This window comes from Streptomyces sp. YJ-C3 (assembly GCF_053891275.1).
Window position 1 is genome coordinate 2548251 of record NZ_CM132685.1, and the last position, 25426, is coordinate 2573676.

11 protein-coding genes, 2 pseudogenes and 1 riboswitch are annotated in these 25426 nt (G+C 67.3%); of the genes and pseudogenes, 5 read left to right on the forward strand and 8 right to left on the reverse strand.

Translation table 11 applies throughout. The annotated features are described in order from the left end of the window. The first annotated feature begins 45 nt into the window (after positions 1-45). Positions 46-1245: a spore photoproduct lyase family protein gene (locus tag ACVHNB_RS11260; protein ID WP_456227952.1), complete on the forward strand. Its 1200-nt coding sequence runs from the start codon at positions 46-48 to the stop codon at positions 1243-1245. A gap of 76 nt (positions 1246-1321) precedes the next feature. Here ACVHNB_RS11260 and metE read toward each other — a convergent pair whose 3' ends face one another. The 7 genes and pseudogenes from metE to ACVHNB_RS11295 all read right to left on the reverse strand — a co-directional run bounded on the left by metE (position 1322) and on the right by ACVHNB_RS11295 (position 10432). Beyond that, positions 1322-3646 (reverse strand): 5-methyltetrahydropteroyltriglutamate--homocysteine S-methyltransferase, encoded by a 2325-nt coding sequence (gene metE, locus ACVHNB_RS11265; protein ID WP_456227953.1) that lies wholly within the window; start codon positions 3644-3646, stop codon positions 1322-1324. 163 nt (positions 3647-3809) lie between these two features. Continuing rightward, positions 3810-4033, reverse strand: a riboswitch (cobalamin riboswitch). Between the two features lie 55 nt (positions 4034-4088). After that, positions 4089-4226: pseudogene (locus tag ACVHNB_RS11270) on the reverse strand (TerD family protein); the annotation flags it as partial. A 72-nt stretch (positions 4227-4298) separates the two neighbouring features. After that, on the reverse strand, positions 4299-5456 hold the full coding sequence (locus ACVHNB_RS11275) for an ROK family protein (RefSeq protein ID WP_428951517.1): 1158 nt from the start codon (positions 5454-5456) through the stop codon (positions 4299-4301). 115 nt (positions 5457-5571) lie between these two features. Further along, positions 5572-7071 (reverse strand): glycoside hydrolase family 36 protein, encoded by a 1500-nt coding sequence (locus ACVHNB_RS11280; RefSeq protein WP_428951516.1) that lies wholly within the window; start codon positions 7069-7071, stop codon positions 5572-5574. Between the two features lie 42 nt (positions 7072-7113). Further along, positions 7114-8466 (reverse strand): ABC transporter substrate-binding protein, encoded by a 1353-nt coding sequence (locus tag ACVHNB_RS11285; RefSeq protein WP_456227954.1) that lies wholly within the window; start codon positions 8464-8466, stop codon positions 7114-7116. A 110-nt stretch (positions 8467-8576) separates the two neighbouring features. After that, complete coding sequence (locus ACVHNB_RS11290) at positions 8577-9458, reverse strand: carbohydrate ABC transporter permease (protein ID WP_428957495.1); 882 nt, start codon at positions 9456-9458, stop codon at positions 8577-8579. A gap of 20 nt (positions 9459-9478) precedes the next feature. Beyond that, positions 9479-10432 (reverse strand): carbohydrate ABC transporter permease, encoded by a 954-nt coding sequence (locus ACVHNB_RS11295; RefSeq protein WP_428951514.1) that lies wholly within the window; start codon positions 10430-10432, stop codon positions 9479-9481. Positions 10433-10703: 271 nt separating this feature from the next. Here ACVHNB_RS11295 and ACVHNB_RS11300 point away from each other — a divergent pair, with 271 nt between their 5' ends. Then, entirely contained in the window at positions 10704-12710 is a 2007-nt protein-coding gene (locus ACVHNB_RS11300; RefSeq protein WP_456227955.1) for a DUF4832 domain-containing protein, read from the forward strand. Between the two features lie 221 nt (positions 12711-12931). Here the strand turns inward: ACVHNB_RS11300 and ACVHNB_RS11305 are convergent. Next, a pseudogene (locus tag ACVHNB_RS11305) lies at positions 12932-13123 on the reverse strand (CorA family divalent cation transporter); the annotation flags it as partial. A gap of 1032 nt (positions 13124-14155) precedes the next feature. Between ACVHNB_RS11305 and ACVHNB_RS11310 the strand changes: the two are divergent. From ACVHNB_RS11310 to ACVHNB_RS11320, 3 genes are all read left to right on the forward strand, one after another. Continuing rightward, positions 14156-17782, forward strand: coding sequence for a LamG domain-containing protein (locus ACVHNB_RS11310; RefSeq protein WP_456227956.1), 3627 nt, complete (start codon positions 14156-14158; stop codon positions 17780-17782). A 119-nt stretch (positions 17783-17901) separates the two neighbouring features. After that, the gene (locus ACVHNB_RS11315; protein ID WP_456227957.1) at positions 17902-24909 is read left to right on the forward strand and encodes a polymorphic toxin-type HINT domain-containing protein; all 7008 of its coding nucleotides are present in this window, start codon (positions 17902-17904) and stop codon (positions 24907-24909) included. Then, positions 24906-25262, forward strand: coding sequence for a hypothetical protein (locus tag ACVHNB_RS11320; RefSeq protein ID WP_428951510.1), 357 nt, complete (start codon positions 24906-24908; stop codon positions 25260-25262). Before ACVHNB_RS11315 ends, ACVHNB_RS11320 begins: the two co-directional genes overlap by 4 nt. The last annotated feature ends 164 nt before the right edge of the window (positions 25263-25426 follow it).

Below are 25426 nucleotides of genomic sequence, written 5' to 3' on the forward strand. Positions count from 1 at the left end.
GACCTGTGATGTCCGAGAGCTGAGAGGTGGCAGAGGCCTGAGAGGATGGGCCGCGGAGAGGAACAGCACGTGGATCGGCAGGCGGCAGGACCGGCCTCGGGGGAGCCCGAGCAGGAAGCGCTGTTCGGATGGCAGGACGCCGCCCCGGCACCGGCCCCGCACGGAGCGTTCCGCGACAGTCCGCAGGCGCGCCGGCTGCTCGACATCCGCGAGGTCTACGTGGAGCCCGCGGCCCTCGACTCGCCGCGCGGCCGCCAGATCATGGCCCGGCTGCCCGGCGTGCGCGTCACCGAGGTCGACAGCCACTGGCGCATCCCCTCCCTCCACGGCAACGAAGGCAACGTCGACCGGTGGGTCCGCGTCAAGACCGAGACGCTCGTGCTCGGGGTCAAGCACACGCTCGCCACGCGCCCCAACGGCAGATCGGCCGACTGGATCGCCCCGGGCACCTCCAACGGCTGCGCGATGGCCTGCGCCTACTGCTACGTCCCCCGTCGCAAGGGCTACGCCAACCCCATCACGCTGTTCACCAACATCGAGGCCATCGTGGCCCACGTCCGGCGCCACGTACGGTCCCAGGGCCCCAAGACGGAACCCAACCAGTGCGATCCGCAGGCCTGGGTCTACGACATCGGAGAGAACGGCGACTGCTCCGTCGACGCCCTCGTCTGCGACAACACGGCCGATCTCGTCGCCGCGTTCCGCGGCCTGCCGACGGCCAAGGCGTCGTTCGCCACCAAGTTCGTCAACCCCGACCTGCTCGCCCTCGACCCCCAGGGACGGACCCGGGTGCGGTTCTCCCTCATGCCCGCCGACGACTCCCGGCTGCTGGACATCCGCACCAGCCCGATCGCCGACCGGATCGCCGCGGCCGCGGACTTCCTCGACGCCGGATACGAGATCCACTTCAACCTCTCGCCGGTCGTCCTGCGCCAGGGATGGCAGCGCGACTGGGCCGAACTGCTCACCCACCTCGACGACGTCCTGCCCGCCCGGGTGAAGGAACAGGCGGCGGCCGAGGTCATCATGCTGACGCACAACCAGGCGCTGCACGAGGTCAACCTGGGCTGGCATCCCCGCGCCGAGGACGTGCTGTGGCAGCCCGCCGCCCAGGAGACGAAGCGTTCCCAGAACGGCGCCCTCAACGTCCGCTACGCCCACGAGATCAAGCAGCGCTCGCTCGCGCGGCTCGGTGAACTGCTGGCGGCGCACGCGCCCTGGCTGCGCGTCAGATACGCGTTCTGACCCTCCCCCTGGGGACGCGGACCCGTGCCGGGCCGGGGCGCAGGGATGCCCACGGCCCGGCACGGGCGTGCCGGCGTCAGGACGTGGTCGACCCCAGCTCCGCGCGGACGGTGCGCGCCGCGGCGACGAGGTTCTCCAGGGAGGCCCGGGTCTCGGGCCAGCCGCGGGTCTTCAGGCCACAGTCCGGATTGACCCACAGCCGTTCGGCCGGGATGGCCTCGAGTCCCGCACGCAGCAGGGCCGCCGCCTCCGCCACGCCCGGTACGCGGGGCGAGTGGATGTCGTACACGCCGGGTCCCGCCTCCCGCGGGTAACCGTGCCCCGCCAGCTCGTGGGCGACCTGCATGTGGGAGCGGGCCGCTTCCAGGCTGATGACGTCGGCGTCGAGGTCGTCGATGGCCTGGACGATGTCACCGAACTCGGCGTAGCACATGTGCGTGTGGATCTGGGTGTCCGGACGCACACCGCTGGTGGTGAGGCGGAACGCCTCGGTGGCCCAGGCCAGGTAGCCGGCACGGTCGGCGGCGCGCAGCGGCAGCGTCTCGCGCAGCGCGGGCTCGTCGACCTGGATCACCGAAGTCCCGGACGCCTCAAGGTCGTTCACCTCGTCCCGCAGCGCGAGAGCGACCTGCCGAGCGGTGTCCCCGAGCGGCTGGTCGTCGCGGACGAAGGACCAGGCGAGCATGGTGACCGGCCCGGTGAGCATGCCCTTGACGGGGCGGTCCGAGAGGGACTGGGCGTACGCGGTCCAGCGCACCGTCATCGGCCCGGGACGCGAGATGTCGCCGGCCAGGACCGGCGGGCGCACGTAACGGGTGCCGTACGACTGCACCCAGCCGGCCTGCAGGGCGAGGTAGCCGGTGAGCCGCTCGGCGAAGTACTGGACCATGTCGTTGCGCTCGGGCTCGCCGTGCACGAGGACGTCCAGGCCGGTCTTCTCCTGGAAGGAGACGACGTCGCGGATCTCGTTCCTGATGCGCTCCTCGTACGCGACCGTGTCGATACGGCCCGCCCTCAAGTCGGCCCGCGCCGCGCGCAGTTCACCGGTCTGCGGGAACGAGCCGATCGTCGTGGTCGGCAGCAGCGGCAGGCCGAGGTGGGCGCGCTGCGCGGCGGACCGCTCGGCGTACGACAGGGAGCGGCGCCCGTCCGCGTCCGTGACGGCGGCGGCGCGGGCCCGCACGTCCGGGTCGTGCGTGATCGGGGATCCGGCCCGCGACGCCAGGTCCGCCCGGTTCGCGGCGAGCTCCGCCGTGACGCTGCCGGTGCCCTGGGCCAGACCCGCGGCGAGGGTCGCCACCTCGGCGGTCTTCTGCCGCGCGAAGGCCAGCCAGCGCAGGATCTGCGGCTCGATGTCCCGCTCCAGCGACGCGTCCAGCGGGACGTGCAACAGCGAGCAGGACGGGGCGACGTCGACCCGGTCGGCGAGGCCGAGCAGGGTGCCGAGCGTGGTGAGGGACCTCGCCAGATCGTTGATCCAGACGTTGCGGCCGTCGACGACACCGGCGACCAGCCGCTTGCCGGGCAGCCCGCCGACGGCCGCGAGGGCGTCGAGGTTGGCGGCCGCCGAGCCGGTGAAGTCGAGCGCCAGACCGTCGACCGGGGCCTTGGCCAGGACCGGCAGGGCGTCGCCCAGCCGGTCGAAGTACGAGGCCACGAGCAGCTTGGGCCGGTCGGCGAGAGCACCGAGGTCGCGGTAGGCGCGGGCCGCCGCGTTCAGCTCGGCCGGGGTGCGGTCCTGGACGAGGGCGGGCTCGTCGAGCTGCACCCACGGGGCCCCGGCCGCACGCAGCTCGGTGAGCACCTGCGCGTACACGGGCAGCAGCCGGTCGAGGAGGGTCAGCGGGTCGAAGTCGGCGGCGACACCGGGCGCGGGCTTGGCCAGCAGCAGATACGTGACCGGACCGACGAGGACCGGCCGGGCGGCCAGCCCCAGGGCGAGCGCTTCCTCGAACTCCGTGACCTGCTTCGTGGAGTCAGCGGTGAACACCGTGTCCGGCCCCAACTCGGGCACCAGGTAGTGGTAGTTGGTGTCGAACCACTTCGTCATCTCCAGCGGCGCGACGTCCTGCGTGCCACGGGCCATGGCGAAGAACCCGTCCAGGGCATCGGCGTCGAAAGCGGCGCGGTGGCGCTCGGGGATCGCGCCGACCATGACGCTGGTGTCGAGGACGTGGTCGTAGTACGAGAAGTCGCCGGTCGGCACTTCGCCGATGCCCGCGCCGGCCAGCTCCCGCCAGTTCGTGCGGCGCAGTCCGGCGGCGGTGGCACGGAGGGCGTCGGCGGTGACGCGGCCCTTCCAGTAGCCCTCGATCGCCTTCTTCAGCTCGCGATTCTGTCCCTGGCGGGGGTAGCCGTACACGGTGGCCCGTGCTGCCGCGGCCGCGGTCCTGGTGGTCACGGAGATCTCCTTCGAGAGACGTATCCCTGGGATCCCGGAGACCGACGCGGCCGGAAAGGAGTGACAGACCGGCGGCACGGTCCCGCGCGCCGGGGCGCCGTCGTCCGTCCGGTGTGTACGCCGACCCGCCCTCGAGGTCACCGAGATGTCCGCACACGCGTCGTACGCGCACGGGCAGATGGCAGGTCTTCGGACTCGCGGGCACGTCCTCCGATCCGGAGGACACCTACTGGCCGTCGCTTCCCAGGTCCCGTTCGTCGGGACCCAGTGCGTATGACGGCGGTCGTTCCCACTCACCGCTGCGGGGCAGTCCCGGATTCCCACCGGGTTCCCTCTTACGACGCTCCCGCCTGGCGGACGGGGCGAACCAGCTGCACGGGCCAGCCTACGGGGCGGGGGCCGCTCGTCGCCAAGCGGCCGGGGCCACGACCGCGGCGCCGCCTCAGCCGGCGATGTCGACGCCGTACCCGAGGGCGAGCGCGTCGAGACCGTGGCCGTAGCCCTGCCCGGCGGCACGGAAGCGCCATACGGGGCCGCGGCGGTGGAACTCGGCGAGCAGCAGGCCGCGTTCGGTGGTGGCGCACACCCGACCCCGCTCACCGGCACAGAACGGCACGGGCCCCCGAGCGCGACCTGATCCGCCGGACCGGCCCTAGCCCCGTGGAGCCGTCGGTGCCGCAAGCCCGTCGCTCAGCAGGCGGCTGTCGATCTCGTCGAGGGCCAGACGCAGCGCGCCCAGGGCCACGCTCTCGTCGCCGAGCGTCGAGGTGCGCAGCTCCGGCAGGCGCAGGCAGTGCTTGGTCAGTTCTCGGCGCAGCGGCTCCAGGATGACGTCGGCGGAGCGGGAGAACCCTCCGCCGTAGACGACGACCTCGGGGTCCAGGGCGAGAACGAGGGCGGCGACCCCGACCGCGAGGTCCCGGGTGTAGCGGCGTACGGCGGCCCTCGCGTCCCGGTCGCCGTCCCGGGCCGCCTGGAACACCCAGGCCGCGATGTCGCCGGCCGCCGCCGTCTCCGGTACCCCGGGGCAGGAGGCGAGGTGGTCCGGAGCGGCGAGCCAGCGCACGGCCTTGAGCGCGCCGATCTCGCCCGCGGCGCCGCCGTGTCCGCGGCGCAGGGTGCCGTCGAGGATGAGGCCGGCGCCGGTACGCAGCCCCGCGAGAAGGAAGACGATGTCGTCGGCGTCCTGGGCGACGCCCTTCCAACGCTCGGCGACGGCGGCGAGCTTGCAGTCGTTCTCGACCTGAATGGGGCAGGTGAAGCGGGTTGCCAGATGAGCGGCCGGGTCGGCGGTGCTCCAGCCGGGGAGAGGAGTGAACAGGGTGGTGCGGCCGCTGGAGTCGACGGGGCCGGTCACACCGATCGTCACGGCCCAGATGTCGGCCGGCGTCATGGCGACGCCGCGCAGCACCTCGTCGATGACCTCGTCGACCGACGCCAGCCGAGCTTCGGGCGCGGCCTCAGGGTCGACCGGTCGGCGCGTGCTGCGGACGATGTTCCCCTCCAGGTCGCTCAGCATGACGAGGATCTTGTGGACGCCTATGTCGATGCCGAGTGCGTGACCGGCGGTGGCCCGGAACCGGAAGCGCCGGGCGGGCCGGCCGACGACGCTGCTGGCTTTCGGCTGCTCGACCTCGGCCCACCCGTCGGTCACCAGGGACTGCACCAGCACGTCGACGGCGGGCCGGGACAGCCCGGCCCGGCCCGCGAGTTCAGTGACGGTGGCGGGTGGGTTGCCGCGCAGCGCCCACACGATCGACAGTTGGTTCATCTCGCGCATCCGGGACAGGTCTGTTCCGGTCGTCGCCATGCTGGTGCTCCCTGGTGGGGTCTGCGGGCCGCTGCTGAATAATGCTGAGCAGTTTACTAATTCAGGGCGGCCGCCGTACGAGGATCGTGGATCGCTCCCTCGCGACGGTCACGGATCAGGCGATCGGATAGCGCTGTTCCGTGTCCGGAGCGACGGCCGGGCCGAAGTCGATCTCGCGCCCGTCGATCGCGAAGCGGTACCGGCCGAGCCTGCGGACCTCGGGGCGGTGCGCCAAGTACGCCGTCATCGCCTCCAGTTCGTCCGGGTGCAGCCAGCCCGGCGGATCGGACACCGCACGGAAACCGCAGACGTCGGCGAGGTCGCGCAGCCAGCTCTGCTGCTGCTCGGTCAGCAGATTGAGGCGGCTGCGGAAGTACACGACGTCCGGGTCGACCTCCAGCAGGGGCGCCTGCCACAGCCGGTGCACGGTGTTGACGACGGCGTTGCGCGCCAGGGCGTCGGAGGGGTCCTGGGTGGCGTAGTGCTCCCACAGGGGTGCGACGTCGGGGCCGCTGCGGATGCCGTCGAGCAGTCCGAGGGAGGGCAGCAGGGGTGCGCCGCTGCCGAGGAGATAGGCGTCCGGGCCGGCCTCCTCCCGGATGATGCGCAGGCCGATCCGGTACGCCTCCTCGCGGCCGACGTCCTCGAACCGGGCCCCCGGCACCGCGCCGGCACCGATGAAGTCGATCTTCAGGTACGTGAATCCCCAGTCCCGGCTGACCCGGCGCATCATCTCGCGCAGATGCTCCTGTGCGGCGGGCAGTGTGAGGTCGAGCGCCCAGTAGCCGGTGCCCCAGTTGTGGCCGGCCGTCACCGGGGCGCCGTCGCCGTCCCGCAGCAGCAACTCCGGCCGCTCGTGGGCGACCTGCGCGTCGGGGTGGACGATGAACGGCGCGATCCACAGCCCGGGCCGCAGCCCGGCCTCCGTGATGCGGTCGGCCAACGCGCGCATTCCGGAAGGGAACTTGGCGTTGGCGTGCCAGTCGCCCACCCTCTGCTCCCAGCCGTCGTCGATCTGGACGACGTCGAAGGGCAGGCCGCGCAGGGCGGTGATGTCCTTGGTGAGCTGCTCCTCGGTGATGTTCTCGTAGTAGGCGTACCAGCTGCACCACACGTTGCCCGCGCGCTTGTCGCTGTGGCCGAGTCGGTCGGCGAGGTGCCGGGCGTAGGCGGCGAAGACCTCGTCCTCGGTGCCGTACGCCAGGAACCAGGGGGCTCCGCCGCGCTCGTACCAGCCGACGAGCGCGTCCCGGTCGGCGGTCAGGCGCGGGATGTCGAGGCCGAGCGCGCCGAGCAGCAGCACCTGTCCGTCGGCTCCCTGGAGGGCCGCGACGGCGGAGGAGTGGTGGCGCGCCGGGTCGTCCCACACGGTGTCGTCGGCGGTCAGGCGGCGTTCGGCGCTCTCGATGCGCAGCGGCGGCTCGGACAGACGGCGCCAGCCGCACGGGCTCCAGGAGTTGTGTCCGTGCCGGTAGAACAGCGCGTCGCCGAGGCCGTGCAGCAGGGCCACGCGGCCGGGCGGCAGCAGCAGGCCGCCGTCGACGGGCCGCGGCGGGGCGTCGCCTTCGAGCTCGACGGCCAACGTGAGGCCGCCGAGATCTGCGAGCTGGGCCATGGATCTCCTTGCTTCATGGTGAGAGGTGCGGACGGAAGCCGGTCACTGCTTGAAGAGGCCGTTGACCTTGTCGTTGGCCGACTTGAGGGCGCTCTCCGGCTTGGCCCTGCCGAGGATCACCGACTGGATGGCGTCCTGGACGATCGGGCCTATTTCGGTGCCGTGCTCGGTGACGGGCAGCTGGAACGTGACGTTCTTGTCGGCCACCGCGTCGGTGAAGACGTGGACGTCGTCACCCTTCGCCTTGTGCGCGGCGAGCGCCTTCTGGGTGGCGGACTTCAGGGCCGGGAACACGACGGCCCGCTTGGCGACGAGATTCTGGCAGTCGGGCGAGGCGAGGAACTTGACCCACTTCCATGCCTCTTCCTTGTGCGGAGTCCCGGCCCAGATGGCGTCGGACAGTCCGTTCACGGCGCTCTTGCGCCCTTCCGGACCGGTCGGCAGCGGGGCGAAGGCGAACTGCTGCTTCAGCTTGGCGTCGGTGAACGTGGAGATGGTCCAGGAGCCGGCGACCATGATGGCGCCCTTGCCCGCGGTGAGCAGTTCGGAGTTGGCGACGGTGGACTGCTTATCGAACCGCGGCGCGTAGCCCTTGTCGATGAGGTGCTTGAACCAGGCGATGGTCTCGGCGAGCTTCGGGTCGTCGTACTTGTACTTCGTGCCCCACGGGTTCTTGTCGAGGTACGTGAAGCCGTTCGCGGCGGCCAGATCGCCCCAGCCGTTCTGCCCCTGCGACCCGTCGGCCCACTCGGGAAGGAACCCGTACGTCTTCACATGGCTCTTGTCGAACTTCGGGTCGAGTCCGTTGCGGCCCGCGGCGTCGACGGTGGCCTTGGCGATCGCCTTCTCCAGCGTGCCGCCGTCGTCGGCGTTCCAGGTCAGGGCGTCGAGCTCGGCGGCGTCCACGCCCTGCTTCTTGAGCATGCCGGTGTTGTAGACGAGCGCCATGGTGTCCCAGTCCTTCGGCAGTCCGTAGCGCTTGCCGTCCTTGACCCAGGTCTCGGCGAGACCGGACTGGTAGGCGGACAGGTCGACCTTGTCCCGCTCCACGAGCGGCTGGAGGTCCATGAGCTGGTTGCTGGTGGCGAACTGCGGATAGTAGGAGGCCTGGTCGGTCCAGACGTCCGGCGCCTCGCCGGACGTCAGCTGCGTGGTGAGGTTCTGCCAGTACTGAGCCCACGCCGTCTGCGTGATCTTGACGGTGATGTCGGGGTTGGCCTTCTGGAAGGCGTCGGCGCAGTCCTGGTAGGCGGGCAGCTGCTTGTCGTCCCACAGCCAGTAGTTGATGGTGGTCCTGCCTCCGGCCGTGTCGTCGGAACTCCCGCAGGAGACGAGGGTGGACGTGGCGGCCAGGCACAGCAGGGCCGCGCCGGCGCGCAGGTGCTTGGGACTCATGACGAGGAGCCTCTCTGACTCGTACGAGGAGGGAAGTCGTGCGGCGTGGGGGAGCTCGTGCTGTGTGGGGGAGTGACACTCTTGAGGGGGCAACGGCCCCGGCATCGGGGCTACTTGATGCCGGTGAAGTTGAGCGACTCGACCAGGCGGCGGCCGAGCACGATGAGCAGCACCAGGACGGGCAGGACCGACAGCGCGGAGCCGGCCATGAGTCCCGTCCAGTCGGGCTGGGTGTTGGGGGACTGCTGCTGGAAGATGCCGAGGGCGACGGTGAGGACGCGGGTCTGCTCGTCACGCCCGGTCAGCAGCGGCCACAGGTAGTCCTTCCAGGCCCACACGGTGGTGGTGAGTCCGATGGTGATCAGCGGTCCGCGGCTCATGGGCATGACGATCTTCCAGAAGACGCCCCAGGCGCCCACACCGTCGAGCACGGCCGCCTCCTCCACGTCGCGCGGGATCGACAGGAAGAACTGCCGCAGGAAGAAGACCGCGAAGGGCGTCATGAGGACGCTCGGCGCGACCATGCCGGCGAAGGTGTTGAGCCAGTCGAGGTTCTTCACCAGGACGAAGTTGGGCAGCACGGTGAAGATCGGCGGCACCATGAGCGCGGCGATCAGCACACCGAACACCGCGTCCCTCCCGGGGAAGCGCAGCCGGGCGAAGGCGTAGCCGGCCATGGCACAGAACAGCGTCTGCAGGACGGCGATCAGCCCGCTGTAGACCACGGAGTTGAGCAGGTAGCGCAGGAAGTCCACGTGCGCCCCGGACCCGCCGGCGGCCCGTGCCTCCTCCTCACTCGTCAGCCCGAGGACCCGCAGGAAATTGATCATCGTCGGGTGGTCCGGTACGAGTCCGGTGGCGTCGGTGTAGATGTCGGCCGCCGGGGTCAGGGCTGTGCGGATCATCCAGTAGAACGGGAAGACGGTGACGACCAGCGCCACGGTCAGGGCGGCCCACGCGGCGATCCGGCCGGGCGAGACCTTGATGGACATGCGGTTCACGGTCTGTCTCCTCAGGCCAGGTCCGAGCGGGAGGCGCGCAGCAGGCGCATCTGCACGGCGGTCAGGACGCCGAGGACGACCGCCAGGACGACCGCCACGGCGGACGCGTAGCCCATGTGGAAGTTCGTGAAGGCCTGTTCGTAGATGTAGAAGTAGATGACGCGCGTGGCGCTGACGGGCCCGCCCTTGGTGGTCACCGCGATCGTGTCGAAGATCTGGAACGAGCCGATCAGGGACACCACGAGGACCAGGGCGAGGACCGGGCGCAGCAGCGGCAGCGTGATCTTCGTGAACATCCGCCACTCGCCGGCCCCGTCCAACGAGGCGCTCTCGTAGAGGTGTTGGGGCACCTGGAGCATTCCGGCGTACAGGAGCAGCGCCGTGTACCCCGTGTATGCCCAGGTGTTGACGGCGGCGACGGTCGGCATGGCCCAGGTCGGTGAGGTGAAGAAGCCCGTCGTGCCGAAGCCGAGGGCGTCGAGGATGTGGTTGACGAAGCCGAGGTTGGCGTCGAGCATCCACATCCACAGCAGGCCGACGGTGACATTGGGCACCAGCCACGGCACCAGCAGCAGCGCGCGCAGCGCCACCGACCGGGTCAGGCGGTGCATGAGGGTGGCCAGGAGCAGGCCCAGCAGTGTCTGCGATCCGATGTTCAGGACGACGTAAGTGCCGGTGACCTTCAGCGCGTTCCAGAACTGGTCGTCACCGATGAGGTGTTGATAGTTGTCCGCGCCCGTGAAGGCGGGCGGCGAGAGCAGGTTGTAGTCGGTGAGCGAGTAGTAGATGCCCCGGATGGTCGGATACGCGTAGAAGAGCGCGAAGCCCACCAGTGCGGGTGCCAGGAACAGCCAGGCGGCCTTGCGGTCGTCACGATGGCGGCGCCGCCGGGCCGGGGCCGGGGTGCCTCCTCGCGCGGTGTCCGTGCTCCTGTCCGGTGGCGCAACTGCCGTGTCCGCGCCCATGGTTCCCCTCCGAACGGATCTGCGCCGCACCTCTTGTCAGTGGGGCACCGTGGACACATATTGATGAGCAGCAGCGAAACTTTGTCAATGCTGTCCCATAAAAAACCGCGGTCTCGGCCTCGCGGGACCCCAGGGAGAGACGGCGAAGACGAGTCGCCGAGCGGCCCGCCCGAAGAGAAAACCCCACGTCAAGCGGGAGTTGGGTGGGGCCGTTCGATCGCCTCGAGGCTGCTGGACGACAACTCCTCATCACCTCACGGAGGTTGGATCCATGCGCACCTTCGCTCGACGACGCGGAAGAAGACTGCTGGCCGCGCTCTGCTCCGGGGCCGCGGCCTTCGCTCTCGCCGCGCTGCCGGTCACCGCCCAGGCCGACCCGGCGTCCCACGCCTCGACATCCTCGACGGCGTCGGCCGCGGGCGCCCCCGCCCGGCCCGCGCCCGGTCCCGACCCGGACCCCTCGCTCCCGGCGCACACCCTCACCGGCGCCGACGCGCCGCTGGACAATCCGCTCAAGGGATTCGCCCGCTTCTACCAGCCCGGAGGCGATCAGAACACGGGCTACCCGCACTCCCTGACCTGGAGCTACTTCGGTCTGTCCGAGGTCATGAACGACGCGGCGGACTGCGGCCACTTCGACTGGAGCGTCCTGGACAAGGCTCTCGACGAGACGGCCTCGTACGGCAACCAGGCCGCCATCCGCTTCTACATCGAGTATCCCGGCGGCACCGGCAGCCACCCGGCCAATGCGATCCCTCCGTGCTTCGCCGGGCACGTCGACAACCGCACCAACGCGTACTGGAACACCACCAGCCCCGACTACGACAGCCCCTACCTGCTGACCGCGCTCAAGAACTTCATCGCCGCATACGGCGAGCGCTACGACGGCGACGCGCGGATCGGGTTCATCCATATGGGACTTGTCGGTCTCTGGGGCGAGTGGCACACCTGGCCGTACGACACGGACACCTCGAGCGACTCGTACCCGGACTACATGCCCACCGACGCCCACGGCGCCGAGATCATCCAGGCCTACAACAGTGCCTTCACGCACACGAAGATCGAGGTCAGATACCCGGAGTCGGCCGGAGGCGCCGCCGATACACTGCCGGCGGTCGGATACCACGACGACTCGTTCTGCTACCGCGAAGGCAGCCCGCTCGCCGGAGTCACGCTGCCGGCATCGATGGGCGGAGCCTCGTACGCGCAACTGCAGAAGGCCGTCGAACGGGGCGTGGAGAACCGCTGGACCACGGCCTCCATGGGCGGTGAAGTGCGGCCCGAGATCCAGCCCACCGCCTTCGCTTCCTGGCCCGGCGGCTCGGGAGCGGTCGACAACATGAAGGCCTGCCTCGAACTCGAGCACACCACCTGGAAGATCAACGAAGGCAGCGCCGCCTACGCACCGACCGACCCCAACGTCGCCGCCGCGGTCCGGCTCATGGGCTACAACCTGGGTGTCGACCGCGCGTACTTCCACGACACCGCGCAGGGCAGCACCAAGGTCGGCGTACGGATCAGCAACACCGGCGTCGCCCCGTTCTCTTACCCGTGGAAGGTCAGCCTCGGGCTCAAGGACTCCTCCGGCAACGTCGTCAGGAGCTGGGAGACGCCGTGGGACCTGCGCAAGGTCATGCCGCAGAAGATCCGGGCCTTCCCCGACTGGGGTGTGGGCTCCGACCCGACCTACCTCGACTACGGCTACGCCCAGTACTTCGACGCGAACGTCGACCTCTCCGGCGTCGCCTCCGGTGACTACCAGCTCGTCATGAAAGCCAAGAACCCCCTGGAGGACGTCAGTTCCAAGGCGAAGAAGCTGCGCTTCGCGAACACCGGACAGAACGCGGACGGCTGGCTCGGCCTCGGAGCCATGACCGTCGGCTCCGGCGGCACCTCCGATCCCGTCGGCTACGAGGCCGAAGCCACCGGCAACGCCCTCACCGGGACCGCCGTGGTCGCCGACTGCGCCGGCTGCTCGGGCGGCGCCAAGGTCGGCTACCTCGGCAACGGCGCCACCCTCACGTTCAAGGGCGTCGACGGAGGCAGCGGCGGCACCACGTCACTGACCCTCCACTACGCGACGGCCGTGTCCCGCTCGGCGACCGTCCAGGTCAACGGCGGCACACCGCGCACGGTCGCCTTCGCTCCCACCGCCGACTGGACGACACCCGGTTCGACAACGGTGAGTGTCGATCTCAAGGCAGGTACGGGGAACACCGTCACGCTCGCCAATCCTTCGGGATGGGCTCCCGACATCGATCGGATCACCGTGACCTGAGCGGGTTGTCGAGGCCGGGAGACGCCACCCCGGCCTCGACACGTGGCGCCCGGCCTGCGGATTGTGAGCAGCGGCGGAGTCGACGGCTGCCCGCGCCAGGTCGTGGTCCCTTCGATGGTGAAGAGTGTCCGCTCCGCCTCCGTGCGGGCCGAGGGACACAGGGAGGCCGATCCGTGGGAGAGGCCACAGCGCGAAGGAGGGCTGAGTGCGGTGTCAGGTCTCTAGAGCCAGTCCCGCCGCTTGAAGATCAGGTACAGGCTGACGCAGACGATCCCCATCAGGCCGATCGCGAAGGGGTATCCGAACCCCCAGCCGAGCTCCGGCATGTTCTCGAAGTTCATCCCGTAGATGGTCCCCACCAGCGTCGGCGCGAAGAGGATCGCCGCCCAGGACGAGATCTTCTTGAAGTTGTCTACCAGGCCGCCCTGACCTGCGGTTATGCGCTCTGGTCGGCTTCTGACCTGCGCGAACGCATCTTTCAGGGACTTTCGGCTTCACCTGGCGTTACGCGGTTCGATCTCCCCACGCGCTCCCCAGCGGCCGTCGTACTCCCCAGATTCTCCCCACAGGAGGTCACTTGGGAGGTGCCGGGCTACAGAGTGTCCGCGTCGCCTGATGCGGCGAGGTGATCACCATAAGTGGTTGTCGGGAGCGAGGCAGTAGGGCGGTATGCCAGTGGCGGCAGTCTGTCATGATCACCGGCCGCCTCATCGGTACCGGCCTGGCGGTCCCCGAGCCCACGGAACAGAAGGATGACACCGGTCCCCGGGCACTGGACTCTGATGGCGACTGACTGCTCTCCACGCAGAATGGCCCCGTGCAGCAGCCAACGACGACCAGCCGTGAACTGTCACGACGTCAGGACGAGCGAGTGATGGTCGCACTGCCCCCGCCCGCGCCACTTCCTAGCGCGTCTGTGAGATCTCCCGCGCGTCTCGGATCTTGAGAAATTCCTGCCGAGGGCAACACATCCCGTCGCGCGCCAGCCCAGGCGTGGACTCTCCGTGGTCCTTCCGTGTCTCGGCGAGGAAGGGTTGAGCAGGTGGCCCCTCACCGAACCCCCCGGTCGGCCGAAATGAATCCAGCAGTCAAGCCGCTTTCCGGCCGAACGGGCATGTCAATGGGTTGCTCGGGGGGCAGAAGCGCGGCCTTGAGTCGCGGCGGCAGGTCGTGGAGTTACGGGTCGACCTCGTCACGGTGAGTCTCGGTAGCGTAATAAGTTGTGGGGGTGACTAACCGGTCGTCTCCCGTCATTTAGGTTTTTCGTGTGCCGTCTTTCCCGTGTCAAGGCAACTTCTTTGCTTGACCTTTGAGGGTGATGGAGCATTAACTCTCGCCACCTGTAGCGGTTTTGTGACTCTGGGGTGGGGACTGTGGAGTTCGTGCGGGGGCGGAGCTATGGCCTCGGCCGTCGAAGATATTTGCCTGGTCGAGGCGCTCGCGGCGTGATCGGTGTGGCAGTGGCGGCGTTGTTGTCGACCGTGGTCGCGCAGGCCCCGGGTGCAGTTGCGGCGGAGGCCGATGCGGCGCCGCTGTCCGAGGGGCAGAAAGCGCTGGCAGCAGCGAAGGAATCGGGCGAGCGGGTTGAGGTCCTGGGGCAGCGGTCCGAGCAGACCACGGTTTACGCGAATCCGGATGGCTACACCTTCACGTCGCAAGAGTCGTCGGTTCCGGTCCGGGTTTCCAGGGCTGGGGGTGGCTGGCAGAAGCCGGATCCCACGCTTGAGGTGCGTACGGACGGTTCTGTAGCCCCGAAGGCTTCGGCGCCGCAGATGGTGTTCTCCGGCGGTGGCGAGAAGGAGCCTTTGGCGGAGATCTCACGCCAGGGGCGTTCGATCGAGTTGACCTGGCCGGGCTCGTTGCCGCAGCCGAAGCTGGATGGCGCGAGCGCTGTGTACGCGAACGTGCTGCCTGATGTGGACCTGAGGGTCACGGCGACTGCGGAGAGTTTCCAGCATGTTCTGGTGGTCAAGACGCCTGAGGCGGCTGCGAACGAGAAGCTGAAGAAACTCACCTTCGGACTGAAGACCACCGGGCTGCATCTGAAGGAGGGCGCGGCGGGGAACCTTGCCGCGATCGACGCGGACGGCAAGACGGTGTTCAAGGCGCCGCCTGCTCAGATGTGGAACTCGGCCGGTTCGGACCTGCCGACGCCTGCAGCCGTATCGGGGCGTGCCGCCCCGGATGAGACGGCACCTTCCGACCCGTCCGAGACCGCCCCGTCGGGTTCCGGTGCAGAGCCCGGACAAGGCGATCAAGTGGTGAAGATGGACGTGGAGGTCAGCAAGGACACGCTGTCCATCGTGCCGGACGCGAAGCTGCTCACCGAGTCTGATGAGGCAGCCTTCCCCCTGTTCATCGACCCCCCGGTGACCTGGGGTGAGTCCGAGCGGACGCTCCTCCGATCGGATGGCTACGAGGACTACGCCTGGGGCAACGGCGACGACGACCAAGGCAAGGGTGCCGGCAAATGCGGCAGCTGGAGCGGCTACTACTGCGGGCCTGGGTATGTCCAGAAGCTCTACTACGAGTTCTCGCCGGCCAGCCTCAAGGGCAAGCACGTCCTGGATGCAACGTTCCGTGTAACCGAACCCTGGGCCTTCCAGTGTGATCCGCGCTGGGTGGATCTGGTGCGCACCAACAACATCTCCTCGTCCACCACCTGGTCGTCACGACCCAAGGAACTCGACTGGATGGGCGACCGGTATGTCTCGGCGGGCCGGGGGGACCTGTGCAGCCCAGGCCTGCCCAATGCGGCGATTGAGTTCAACGACAATCCGGACGAGTCCAATGAGAACCTCACCTCCACTGTAAAGAACTTCGCGGCTGGCAAGTTCTCCCGGCTCACCCTGGAGATACGCGCGCACGACGAGTCGGACACCTCTGCCTGGAAGCGGTTCCGCAACGATGCGGTCCTCGAAGTCTCCTTCGTCGGAATCCCGGACAAGCCCACCGGGATCGGTCTGGTGGCCGGATCGACAACGGTGTGCTCGACCGCCGAGACGAACCCGACGATCACCTCCGCCCCGAACCCCACACTGACCGCCACCACACAGACCAAAGCGGGCGGCGAAGATGACGCGCAGCTGAGGATCTACTTCGACCTCGACCACAAGAACACCGACGGCTCCTGGTCGGACACCACTGCGGGCAATGGCGATCTACGGCCGTCGACCGGGTACGCAGGCGACGGGAAGAAACAGACAATCACCTGGTCGACGCTGACCGAAGGCAAGCTGTATCGCTACCGAGCGTGGACGCAGTCGTACTACAAGAGTGGCGCCAGCTATCTCGCCGGCCCCTCGAACGGTTCGACCACGGGGTTTTGCTACTTCAAGGTGGACCCGACCGCTCCGAAGGCGCCGAAGATCACTCTTGGCAGCCCGTACAAGGAGTGCCTGCCCAACGACTGCGCAGGCATGGGTGGTCCGGGACAGAAGGCCACCTTTGGCTTCGCGCCGGCAGCCGGGGACTCGGGCGTCGTCTCGTACGAGTACCGCTTGTCAGGGATGACGGCCTATGCGACGGTCAGTGGTGCAACGGCGAGTGTTTCGCTCACCCCGGATCGGGCTGGCAGCTTCACGCTGTGGGTTCGCGCCAAGGATGGTGTTGATTCGGGTCGCCCTGGGGCGTGGAACGCGGTGGACTTCCTGGTTGCCGATGGCGACGGGCCCGTCGCGCGCTACCACTTCAACGAAGGCAGCGGAAGCGCGATCGACTCAGCCGACGCCGGCGGACAGGACGACGCCGTGCTGGGTGGTGGTGCTACCCGCGACGATCGTGGCCGACGAGGCGTGATGACCCATGATGCTCAGGGACAGCCGCTGGCCGAACCCGTCACGGACAAGGGGCTGTCGCTGAACGGCACCAGCTCGTACGCCCAGTCCAGCAGGCCCGTCATCGAGACACGGTCCGCGTACACCGTGTCCGCGTGGGTCCGTCTGGATAAGACTGATCAGATCGGTACGGTCCTCGCGCAGCAGACGCAGGACGGACGACTCCCTTTCTCCTTCATCTACTCCGCGTCCGCAAAGACTTGGTTCTTCGGTGTGAACCGGACCGACGGCAGTGGCTTCTGGGGTATGAAAGCCGTGTATCCGGCGCAGGCCGGTGTGTGGACGCATCTGGCCGCCACCTACGACCCGGCGAAGAAGGAGCTGAACTTCTACGTCGACGGGCGCCGACAGGTCGGACCACTCGCCGTCGACGGATCGTGGCAATCCACAGGGTCGCTGCAGATCGGCCGAGCCCAGTCCGGCTCCACCAGCGTGCAGTACTTCCCGGGGGCGATCGACGAAGTCGCAATTTGGCAGAGGGTGCTGACAGCCCGAGAGATCGCCGACGAGGTGCGGACGCTGACTTCGGAGCAGTTCGCGGGTGTGGAGCTGATGGCGGACTGGAATGCCGATCGCGGCAGTGGGACGACCGTTGCGGACACCACATCCGGCTATGGGCACAACCTCACGCTGACAAATGGCGCCTCCTTGAACGATGGGGCCATCGTGCTCGACGGCGTCAACGACGAAGCCACTGCGGCCGGCCCGCTGGTGTCTGACCATGCGCCCTTCACGGTGACCACGAGAGTGGCGCTTGACGGCGCGCAGCTGTACGGGAAAGACGTCGGATACACGGGGCAAGTGCTGGGCCAACGAACCGCCGACGGATCGGCCTGGGGCCTCTGGTACGAGCTCACTGGCAAGGGCACCGAACTTGATGAGGAAACCCTCGAGGAGAAACCGGTCGCGCTCGGCGTGTGGCACTTCGGGCGCCTGAACGCGGATGGAACGTGGAGTTCCGTGGCGTCGGAAGAGGTGGCGGCTCTGGATACTCCGGTCCGGCTGACCGGCATCTACGACTCCACCACCGGCACCATCAGCCTGCACCTCGGCTACAACCAGAACGGCGACTCCGCCGCCTTCACGGTTCAACTCGGTACCGGGGACTTCGCCATCGGCAAGGGCTTCACCAACGGCACCTGGAAGCACTTCCTCCCCGCCCGCATCGAAGAAGTGCGCCTGTGGGCCGGCGCGATGGCCAGTCCGGCGCAGATCGACGCCCAGGTGGGCGACTGAACCGTTCGTCTCGGGCGGCGGCACGAAAGCCGCCGCCCGGCTGCGGCCGGACGGTTCGGCCGACAGGGCGACTTACTGACTCTTTGACTTCTTGTGAACTGGGTGGGGACGAAACTCCAATGGCATTTGGCATAGGCACCTCAAGACGGACTTCGGGTGGGGCGCGGCGATGGGGACGCCGTCTGGTCACCCCGGCAGTGGTGCTCGCGTTGCTCGCCCCGCTCGGCGAGGTCCAGGCCGCAGTCGCCAAGGAGACGCGGGCAGAACAGGCCGCCTCGGGCCGGCCGGACGTACCCAAGCCCCGTGTCAGCAAAGTCAAAGAGGTCAAGGGCCTGGGAGCGAAGAAGGCCCGCGACAAGGTAGCCGCAGGCAAGAAGGCGGGTGCCGCACAGGCCGCGCGAGCCCGCAAGGAACAGACGGCCACCTGGCCCGGACGAGACAGCGCAACCATCGCGCTCACCGCAGGCAAGCGGGCCACAGCAGATCTTGGCGGCGCACCTGTCTCCGTCGCGCCCCCAAAGGACCGTCGCACAGCCGCCACGGGCAGCGCCCACGTCACGGTCCTGGATCACAAGGCTGCAGCCAGGGCAGGCATCAGCGGCGTCGTACTGAGCGCGACTGCGGACACGGCCGGCACGGCGCAGATCAGCGTCGACTACAGCGGCTTCGCCTCCTCCTTGGGCGGCGACTGGGCCCAGCGGCTGCATCTGGTGCGGCTGCCCGCCTGTGCACTGACGACGCCGGAGAAGGCCGCCTGCCGCCAGCAGACCCCGCTGAAGACCGACAACGATCTCTCGGCGCAGTCGGTCTCTGCTCAGGTCTCGCTGGCCGAGAGGGAGAATGGCGGAACTGCGGCGCAACGGACGGCGAGCGCGGCGGCGCCGAGTGCCACCGTTTTGGCGGTGACCGCGGCGGCAGCCGGATCCGGCCCGTCGCCCAAGGGAACCGGAAACTACTCCGCAACCGACCTGGCTGCCTCGTCCTCCTGGGAGGCCGGCGGCAGTTCGGGATCGTTCACCTGGAACTACGGTTTCACCGTGCCCCCGGCAGCAGCCGGTCCCACGCCGCCGCTGTCCCTCTCCTACGACTCGGGCAGCGTCGACGGCCGCACCGCCACCACCAACAACCAGGGATCCGCGGTCGGCGAAGGCTTTAGCCTGACCGAGTCCTACATCGAGCGCACCTACGGCAGCTGCGACGATGACGACCACAAGGACATCTCTGACCACTGCTGGAAATACGACAACGCTCGTATCGTCCTCAACGGCAAGTCCAGCCGCCTGATCCTCAAGGACGCCAAAACAGACGAGTGGCGTCTGGAGGACGACGACGCCTCCACCGTCACTCGCTCCACCGGCGCAAGCAACGGCGACGACAACGGCGAATACTGGACCGTCATCACGGGGGATGGCACCAGATACATCTTCGGCCAGGACAAGCTCGATGGCGCCACCGACCAGCGCACCAACTCCACATGGACCGTCCCGGTATTCGGCGACGACTCCGGCGAGCCCGGATACGACAAGGGCAGCGACTTCGCCGGCCGAGCTCTGACCCAGGCATGGCGGTGGAACCTCGACTACGTCGAGGACACCAGCGGCAACGCCTCCACCTACTGGTACGCCAAGGAGTCGAACTACTACCCCAAGAACGAGGCGAGTACTGCCAACGCTTCGTACATCCGCGGTGGCTACCTCAAGGAGATCAAATACGGTCTGCGCAAGGGTGCTCTGTTCACCGACGACGCGGACGCCAAGGTGACCTTCGGGCACGCCGAGCGCTGCACGGTCGGCGAGTGCACGAGCCTCACCGAGTCAACGGCCAAGAACTGGCCTGACGTCCCCTTCGACGCGATCTGCAGCGATGGTGACGACGAATGCAACGCGGCCGGCCCGTCTTTCTTCTCCCGAAAGCGCCTCACCAGCGTCAACACGTTCTCCTGGAACGCGACGACCAAGGCGTACGATCCGGTGGACTCCTGGGCACTCACTCAGGACTACTACGACGCGGGCGACATCGGTGACACCACCGATCATGTCCTGGTCCTGGAATCGATCAAGCGGACGGCCAAAGCCGGTACCAAGGCGATCGACGTCAACCCGGTCAGCTTCACATACCAGCGCCGCCCGAACCGAGTCGACGGCACGGACGACATCCTCCCGCTGAAGCGCCACCGCATCGAGACCATCACCTCGGAGACCGGCTCGATCACGACGGTCACACTGTCGCAGCCGGAGTGCAAGCGCAGCGAGGTCCTTAGCGCAAGCCAGGACTCCAACACCCGCTCCTGCTATCCCCAGTTCTGGAACATCAACGGTGCCTCGGACGCGTCGGTGGACTGGTTCCAGAAGTATCGCGTGCTGGCCGTGGTCGTCGACGATCCCACCGGCCACGGAGAGTCGACCGAGCACGCCTACGACTACAGCGGCGCCGCCTGGCACTACAGCGATGACCCCTTCACGCCGAAGGACGAGCGGACCTGGTCCGAATGGCGCGGCTACCGCGATGTCACCTCCTACACCGGAGCATTGAGCACCACCCGCTCCAAGAGCGTCTCCCGCTACCTGCTGGGCATGCACGGGGACAAGAAAAAGGACGGCACCACCAAGACGGTCAGCGTCGATCCACTCCTGGACACCGACGTCGACTTCGCCGCCCTGACCGACAGCGACCAGTACGCGGGCCAGCTCCTCCAGAAGGTCACCTACAACGGCAGCCAGCCGGTCTCCACCTCCTACACCACTTACACGTACAAGAACACCGCCAGCCAGTCCGTACCGGACGCAGCCGACCACAACGCCCGCTGGGTACGCCCCAGCTCGACCTACGCCAGCACCTATCTCACGGCCTCCAAGACCTGGCGCACCCAGGTCGCCACCACCCGCTACGACGACCTGGGCATGGTCCGGGAGATCGACGACTACGGTCAGAAGGGCCTGGGCGGCGACGAAACCTGCACCCGCACCTGGTATGCCCGCAACACCGCTGCCGGCATCAACAGCCTCGCCTCGCGCACCCGTACCGTCGGCCAGGAGTGCTCGGTCGTCGACACGTCGCTCGACTTGCCCAGTGACAACAAGCGCCGTGGTGACGTCCTGTCCGACACCGCGACCGGCTACGACGGAGCCACCACCTGGTCGGAATCCATGAAGCCGACCAAGGGGCTGGTCACCTGGACCGGCCGCGCCAAGGGCTACGCCTCCGGTACGCCCGGCTGGCAGACCATCACCGCAAGTCTGACAACGGACTTCGACGCCCTTGGCCGGCCACTCAAGGTCACCAACGCGGACGGGCAGTCGACCACCACCGCGTACACCCCCACCGCGGCCGGACCGGTGACCAAGACGATCACCACCGACCCCAAGGGATTCAAGGAAACCAGTTTCCTCGACCCGCGCAGCGGCCAACCCCTGCGCACCTACGACGCGAACCTCAAGAAGACCGAACTCGTCTACGACGCCCTGGGCCGCCTCACCCAGGTGTGGCTGCCCAACCGGGACCGCGGAGGCGAAAGCGCCACCTTCGGCCCCAACACGAAGTTCGCCTACCACCTCAGCAACACCGATGCCCCCTGGGTGTCCACTGCCGTGCTGAAGAGGGACGGCACGAGCTACGCCACCAGCTACGCGGTCTACGACTCACTGCTGCGCCCGCTGCAGAGCCAGTCCGAGACGGCGACGGGCGGGCAATTGCTGACTGACACCCGCTACGACACTCGCGGCCTGGCGTACGAGACGTACGCGAACATCTTCGACACCACCAGCACACCCAACGGCAAATACACCCGCGCCAATTATGGAGAGGCCCCCAACCAGAGCGCTGTCGTCTTCGACGGGGCGGGCCGGGCCACCAAGAACACTCTGCTCGTCTTCGGAGTGGAGAAGTGGTCGACCACCACGAGCTACACCGGCGACTCCACCGCCAGCACCGCCCTCGACGGCGGCACCGCCACCCGCGCCATCACCGACATTCGCGGCCGCACATTGGAGAGCCGCGAATACGCCGGCAAGTCCCCGGACGACACTCAGTACGGGGATGGGCTCGGTGCCAGCTACGCGTCGACAAAGACCGCGTACAACCGGGACGGCCTGCCGAAGGAAATCACCGGCCCCGATAATGCCAAGTGGGGCTACACCTACGACCTCTTCGGCCGTCTGGTGGAAACAAAGGACCCGGATAAGGGCACCAGCACCACCGAGTACGACGTCATGGACCGGGCGATCAAGTCCAGCGACTCACGTGGCAAATCGATCCTGAGCGGCTACGACGAGCTCGGACGGATGACTGGCACCTGGGCCGGCTCCAAGACGGACGCCAACCAGCTCACCGGCTACACCTTCGACACCGTCACGGACGGCAAGGGCTTGCCAGCCACCTCCACCCGCTACGTCGGCGGCAAGACCGGCAAGACGTACACCGACACCGTCACCGCCTACGACACCCTGTCCCGCCCGGTTGCCACCACCCTCGACCTACCCGCCGACGACCCGTTCGTGAAGGCCGGAACCCCCCGCACCCTCGCGTTCAAGAGCGCATACAACCTCGACGGCACAGCCAAGACCGCCGAAGAACCCGCCCTGGGCGGCCTGCCCTCGGAGATCATCGATTACGGCTACAACAGCGTCGGTCAGGTCACCTCGGTAGGCGGATCCACCGGCTACCTCCTGGACACCACCTACTCGCCCCTCGGCCAGCCCGTAGAGCAGCTTCTGGGAACGGCCAACACCGCCGACCACAAGAAGGTCTCCATCAGGAACACCTTCGAAGACGGGACCGGGCGCCTCACCCGCAGCAACGTCAAGGCCGACAGCCAGCCCTACATCCTGCAGGACCTCAACTACGGCTTCGACGAAGCCGGAAACGTCACCTCCATCACCGACCCCACCACCCTCGGCGGCACCAGCAGCGCCGAAACCCAGTGCTTCGCCTACGACGGCCACCGCCGCCTCACCGAAGCCTGGACCCCCAGCACACAAAAGTGCTCCGACGCACCCAGCGCCGGTGGCCTGTCCGGGCCCGCCCCGTACTGGACCAGCTACACCTACAACCAAGCCGGCCAGCGGACCACCGAAACCACCCACAAGAGCGCGGGCGACGCCAAGACCACATACTGCTACACCAAGATCGACCAGCCGCACTTCCTGACCGGCACCACCACCAAGGGCGACTGCGCTGCCCAAGAACGCACCTACACTCCCGACAAGGCCGGCAACACGACAAAGCGGCCCGGTACTTCAGCCGCTCAAGACCTGGTCTGGTCCGAAGACGGCAAGCTCGCCAAGCTCACCGAAAACAGCAAGGCCACGGAATACCTCTACGACGCCTCAGGCGAGTTGCTGATCCGCAGCACCCAGGGCGGCGACCGGATCCTGTACACCGGAACCACCGAACTCCACCTACGCTCCGACGGCACCACCTGGGCCCAGCGCTACTACGTCGCCGGAGCCCAGGCCATCGCACTGCGCTCCAACGAATCCGGCACCAACAAACTCACCTACCTCGCTGGCGACCACCACGGCACCTCGAGCCTCGCCATCAGCGCCGACAGTGCCCAAACAGTCAGCAAGCGCTACATGACCGCCTTCGGCGCCGAACGCGGCAAACCCACCGGCACCGCATGGCCCGATGACAAGGGCTTCCTCGGCAAGACCACCGACGAAACCACCGGCCTCACTCACATCGACGCTCGCGAATACGACCCCGCCATCGGCCAGTTCATCAGCGTCGACCCCCTCCTCGACACCGCGCAGTCGCAATCCCTCAACGGATATAGCTACGCCAACAACACGCCCGTCACCGCCTCCGACCCCAGCGGCGAATGGTGCGACAGCTGCAACAACGGCAAGGGCTGGACCCGCCCCGACGGCGGAACAGAAGGTGACCCCGATGGCGGTTTGAATCCCGACGGCAGTGTCCGCGGTACACCCGGCTTCCCCAGCAGCCACCCCGCCCCCGCCGGCTACGGCAGCTCCCCTGGAGCCGGCAAGGTCATCAGCAATCTGGGACACGGCGCACCGGCACTACCCCCACCGGACGTCTACAAGGACTACCAGTCCAAGCTGCCCGGCGTCGGCCAGATGAAGAACAACGGCACCTACATGCCGGAGCTCAGCTACGAACTCAACGTAGAGTTGTACTTCAGGGAACGCTGCAGCCTCTCGTTCGTCGACGAATGCCAGGCCATCCGGGACTTCTACTCCACAGGGCAGGATTCCAACGGGCTGGACGTGCACTGGACGCATGTCAAGGACATCCCGCTCCAGAACACCTGCCCCATCTGCGACAACATCGGCTTCCAAGCACTACTGACCGCGCTCCCGGTCAGCAAATTCAAATACGCACCCAAGTGCTTCCTGGCTGGCACTGACATCCTCATGGCGGACGGAACCGCCAAAGACATCGAGGACATCGAAGTCGGCGACATGGTTCAGTCCGCCGACCCTGAAACCGGAGAGAAGGGTCCAAGAAAGGTAACCCAACTCATCCGGAGTGAAGGGGAGAAGCGGCTCAACACGCTCTCCATATCCACACCGGACGGGATCAAGAAACTCACAGCGACACGCGAACACCCCTTCTGGTCCCCATCCCAGGACGCATGGGTAGAGGCGGGCATCCTCACTCCAGGCATGACCCTGCTCACCGACGACGGCAGCACCGTCACCGTCCAGAGCAACAAGGCCTTCACCAAGCGAACGCACACCTACAACTTCACCGTAGCCGAGCTCCACACGTACTATGTACTCGCCGGTAAGACGCCTATCCTGGTTCACAATTCGTGCACGCCCATCGGAGTTCCGGCTGACGCATATTCACGGGTTTTGGCTCGACTCGATGGACTTAGGGTCGGGGATCGGCACGTGGTGGACGGGGTCGAGATATTCGGATCCCGGGCGGGGAGTAGATATCGAGGTCGAGGCCCTAATTCGGATTCTGATCTTGATATGCTTGTGTCGATCAACCCTGCAGTACTGCAGGGGCGCAATGGTCGGTGGGTTCGCGACACGCTAGGAAAAATACGAAAAGATTTCCAGGATGAAACGGAAATAGAACTTTCCCTGTATGCGCCTGACAGTATTCCGACTTTCAAGTCGTCGATTCCCGGAACGGATTTCACGAGGGTGCGATGAGCGATAATGTTCTCAGGCTCATGGTGGATGAGGCTGAAGTGTCTGTTTTCGCGACCCAGCGATTGCTGCAGCGGTCTCCACATCCCGGCGGGCATCGATACAAACTGATTCTGCAAGATCGAGCCCTGATCGAGCGCTGGTTTCGCGATGTGGAATCGCAGGAGTCGCCAGGATCGGACGTTCAGTGGCTGATTTTCTACGGTCTTGACAGGGTTGCTGGTGAGATTGATAGCGGGTCTGCGGGTAAGGTTGATTACTTGCTGAACTCCGTCGAATCATTCCATGTGGGAAATGGGGAAATTATCGTCAGTGGTGTGTGCTCAAGGGTTGCGGATCCCGCTTCTGACGGTTAGTGAAATTTTCCCAACCTCGTTATCCTGGTTGGGATTTGGGTACGCTGTCGGCGCGATGACCATGCTGGTAGATGGGTCACCGTGATCACCAGTGGCTGGCAGGGGCTTTGAGTCCGAAAAACGACTTTGAAGGAGCCTGGCTGGGCGCGAATCGTTGCTACAAG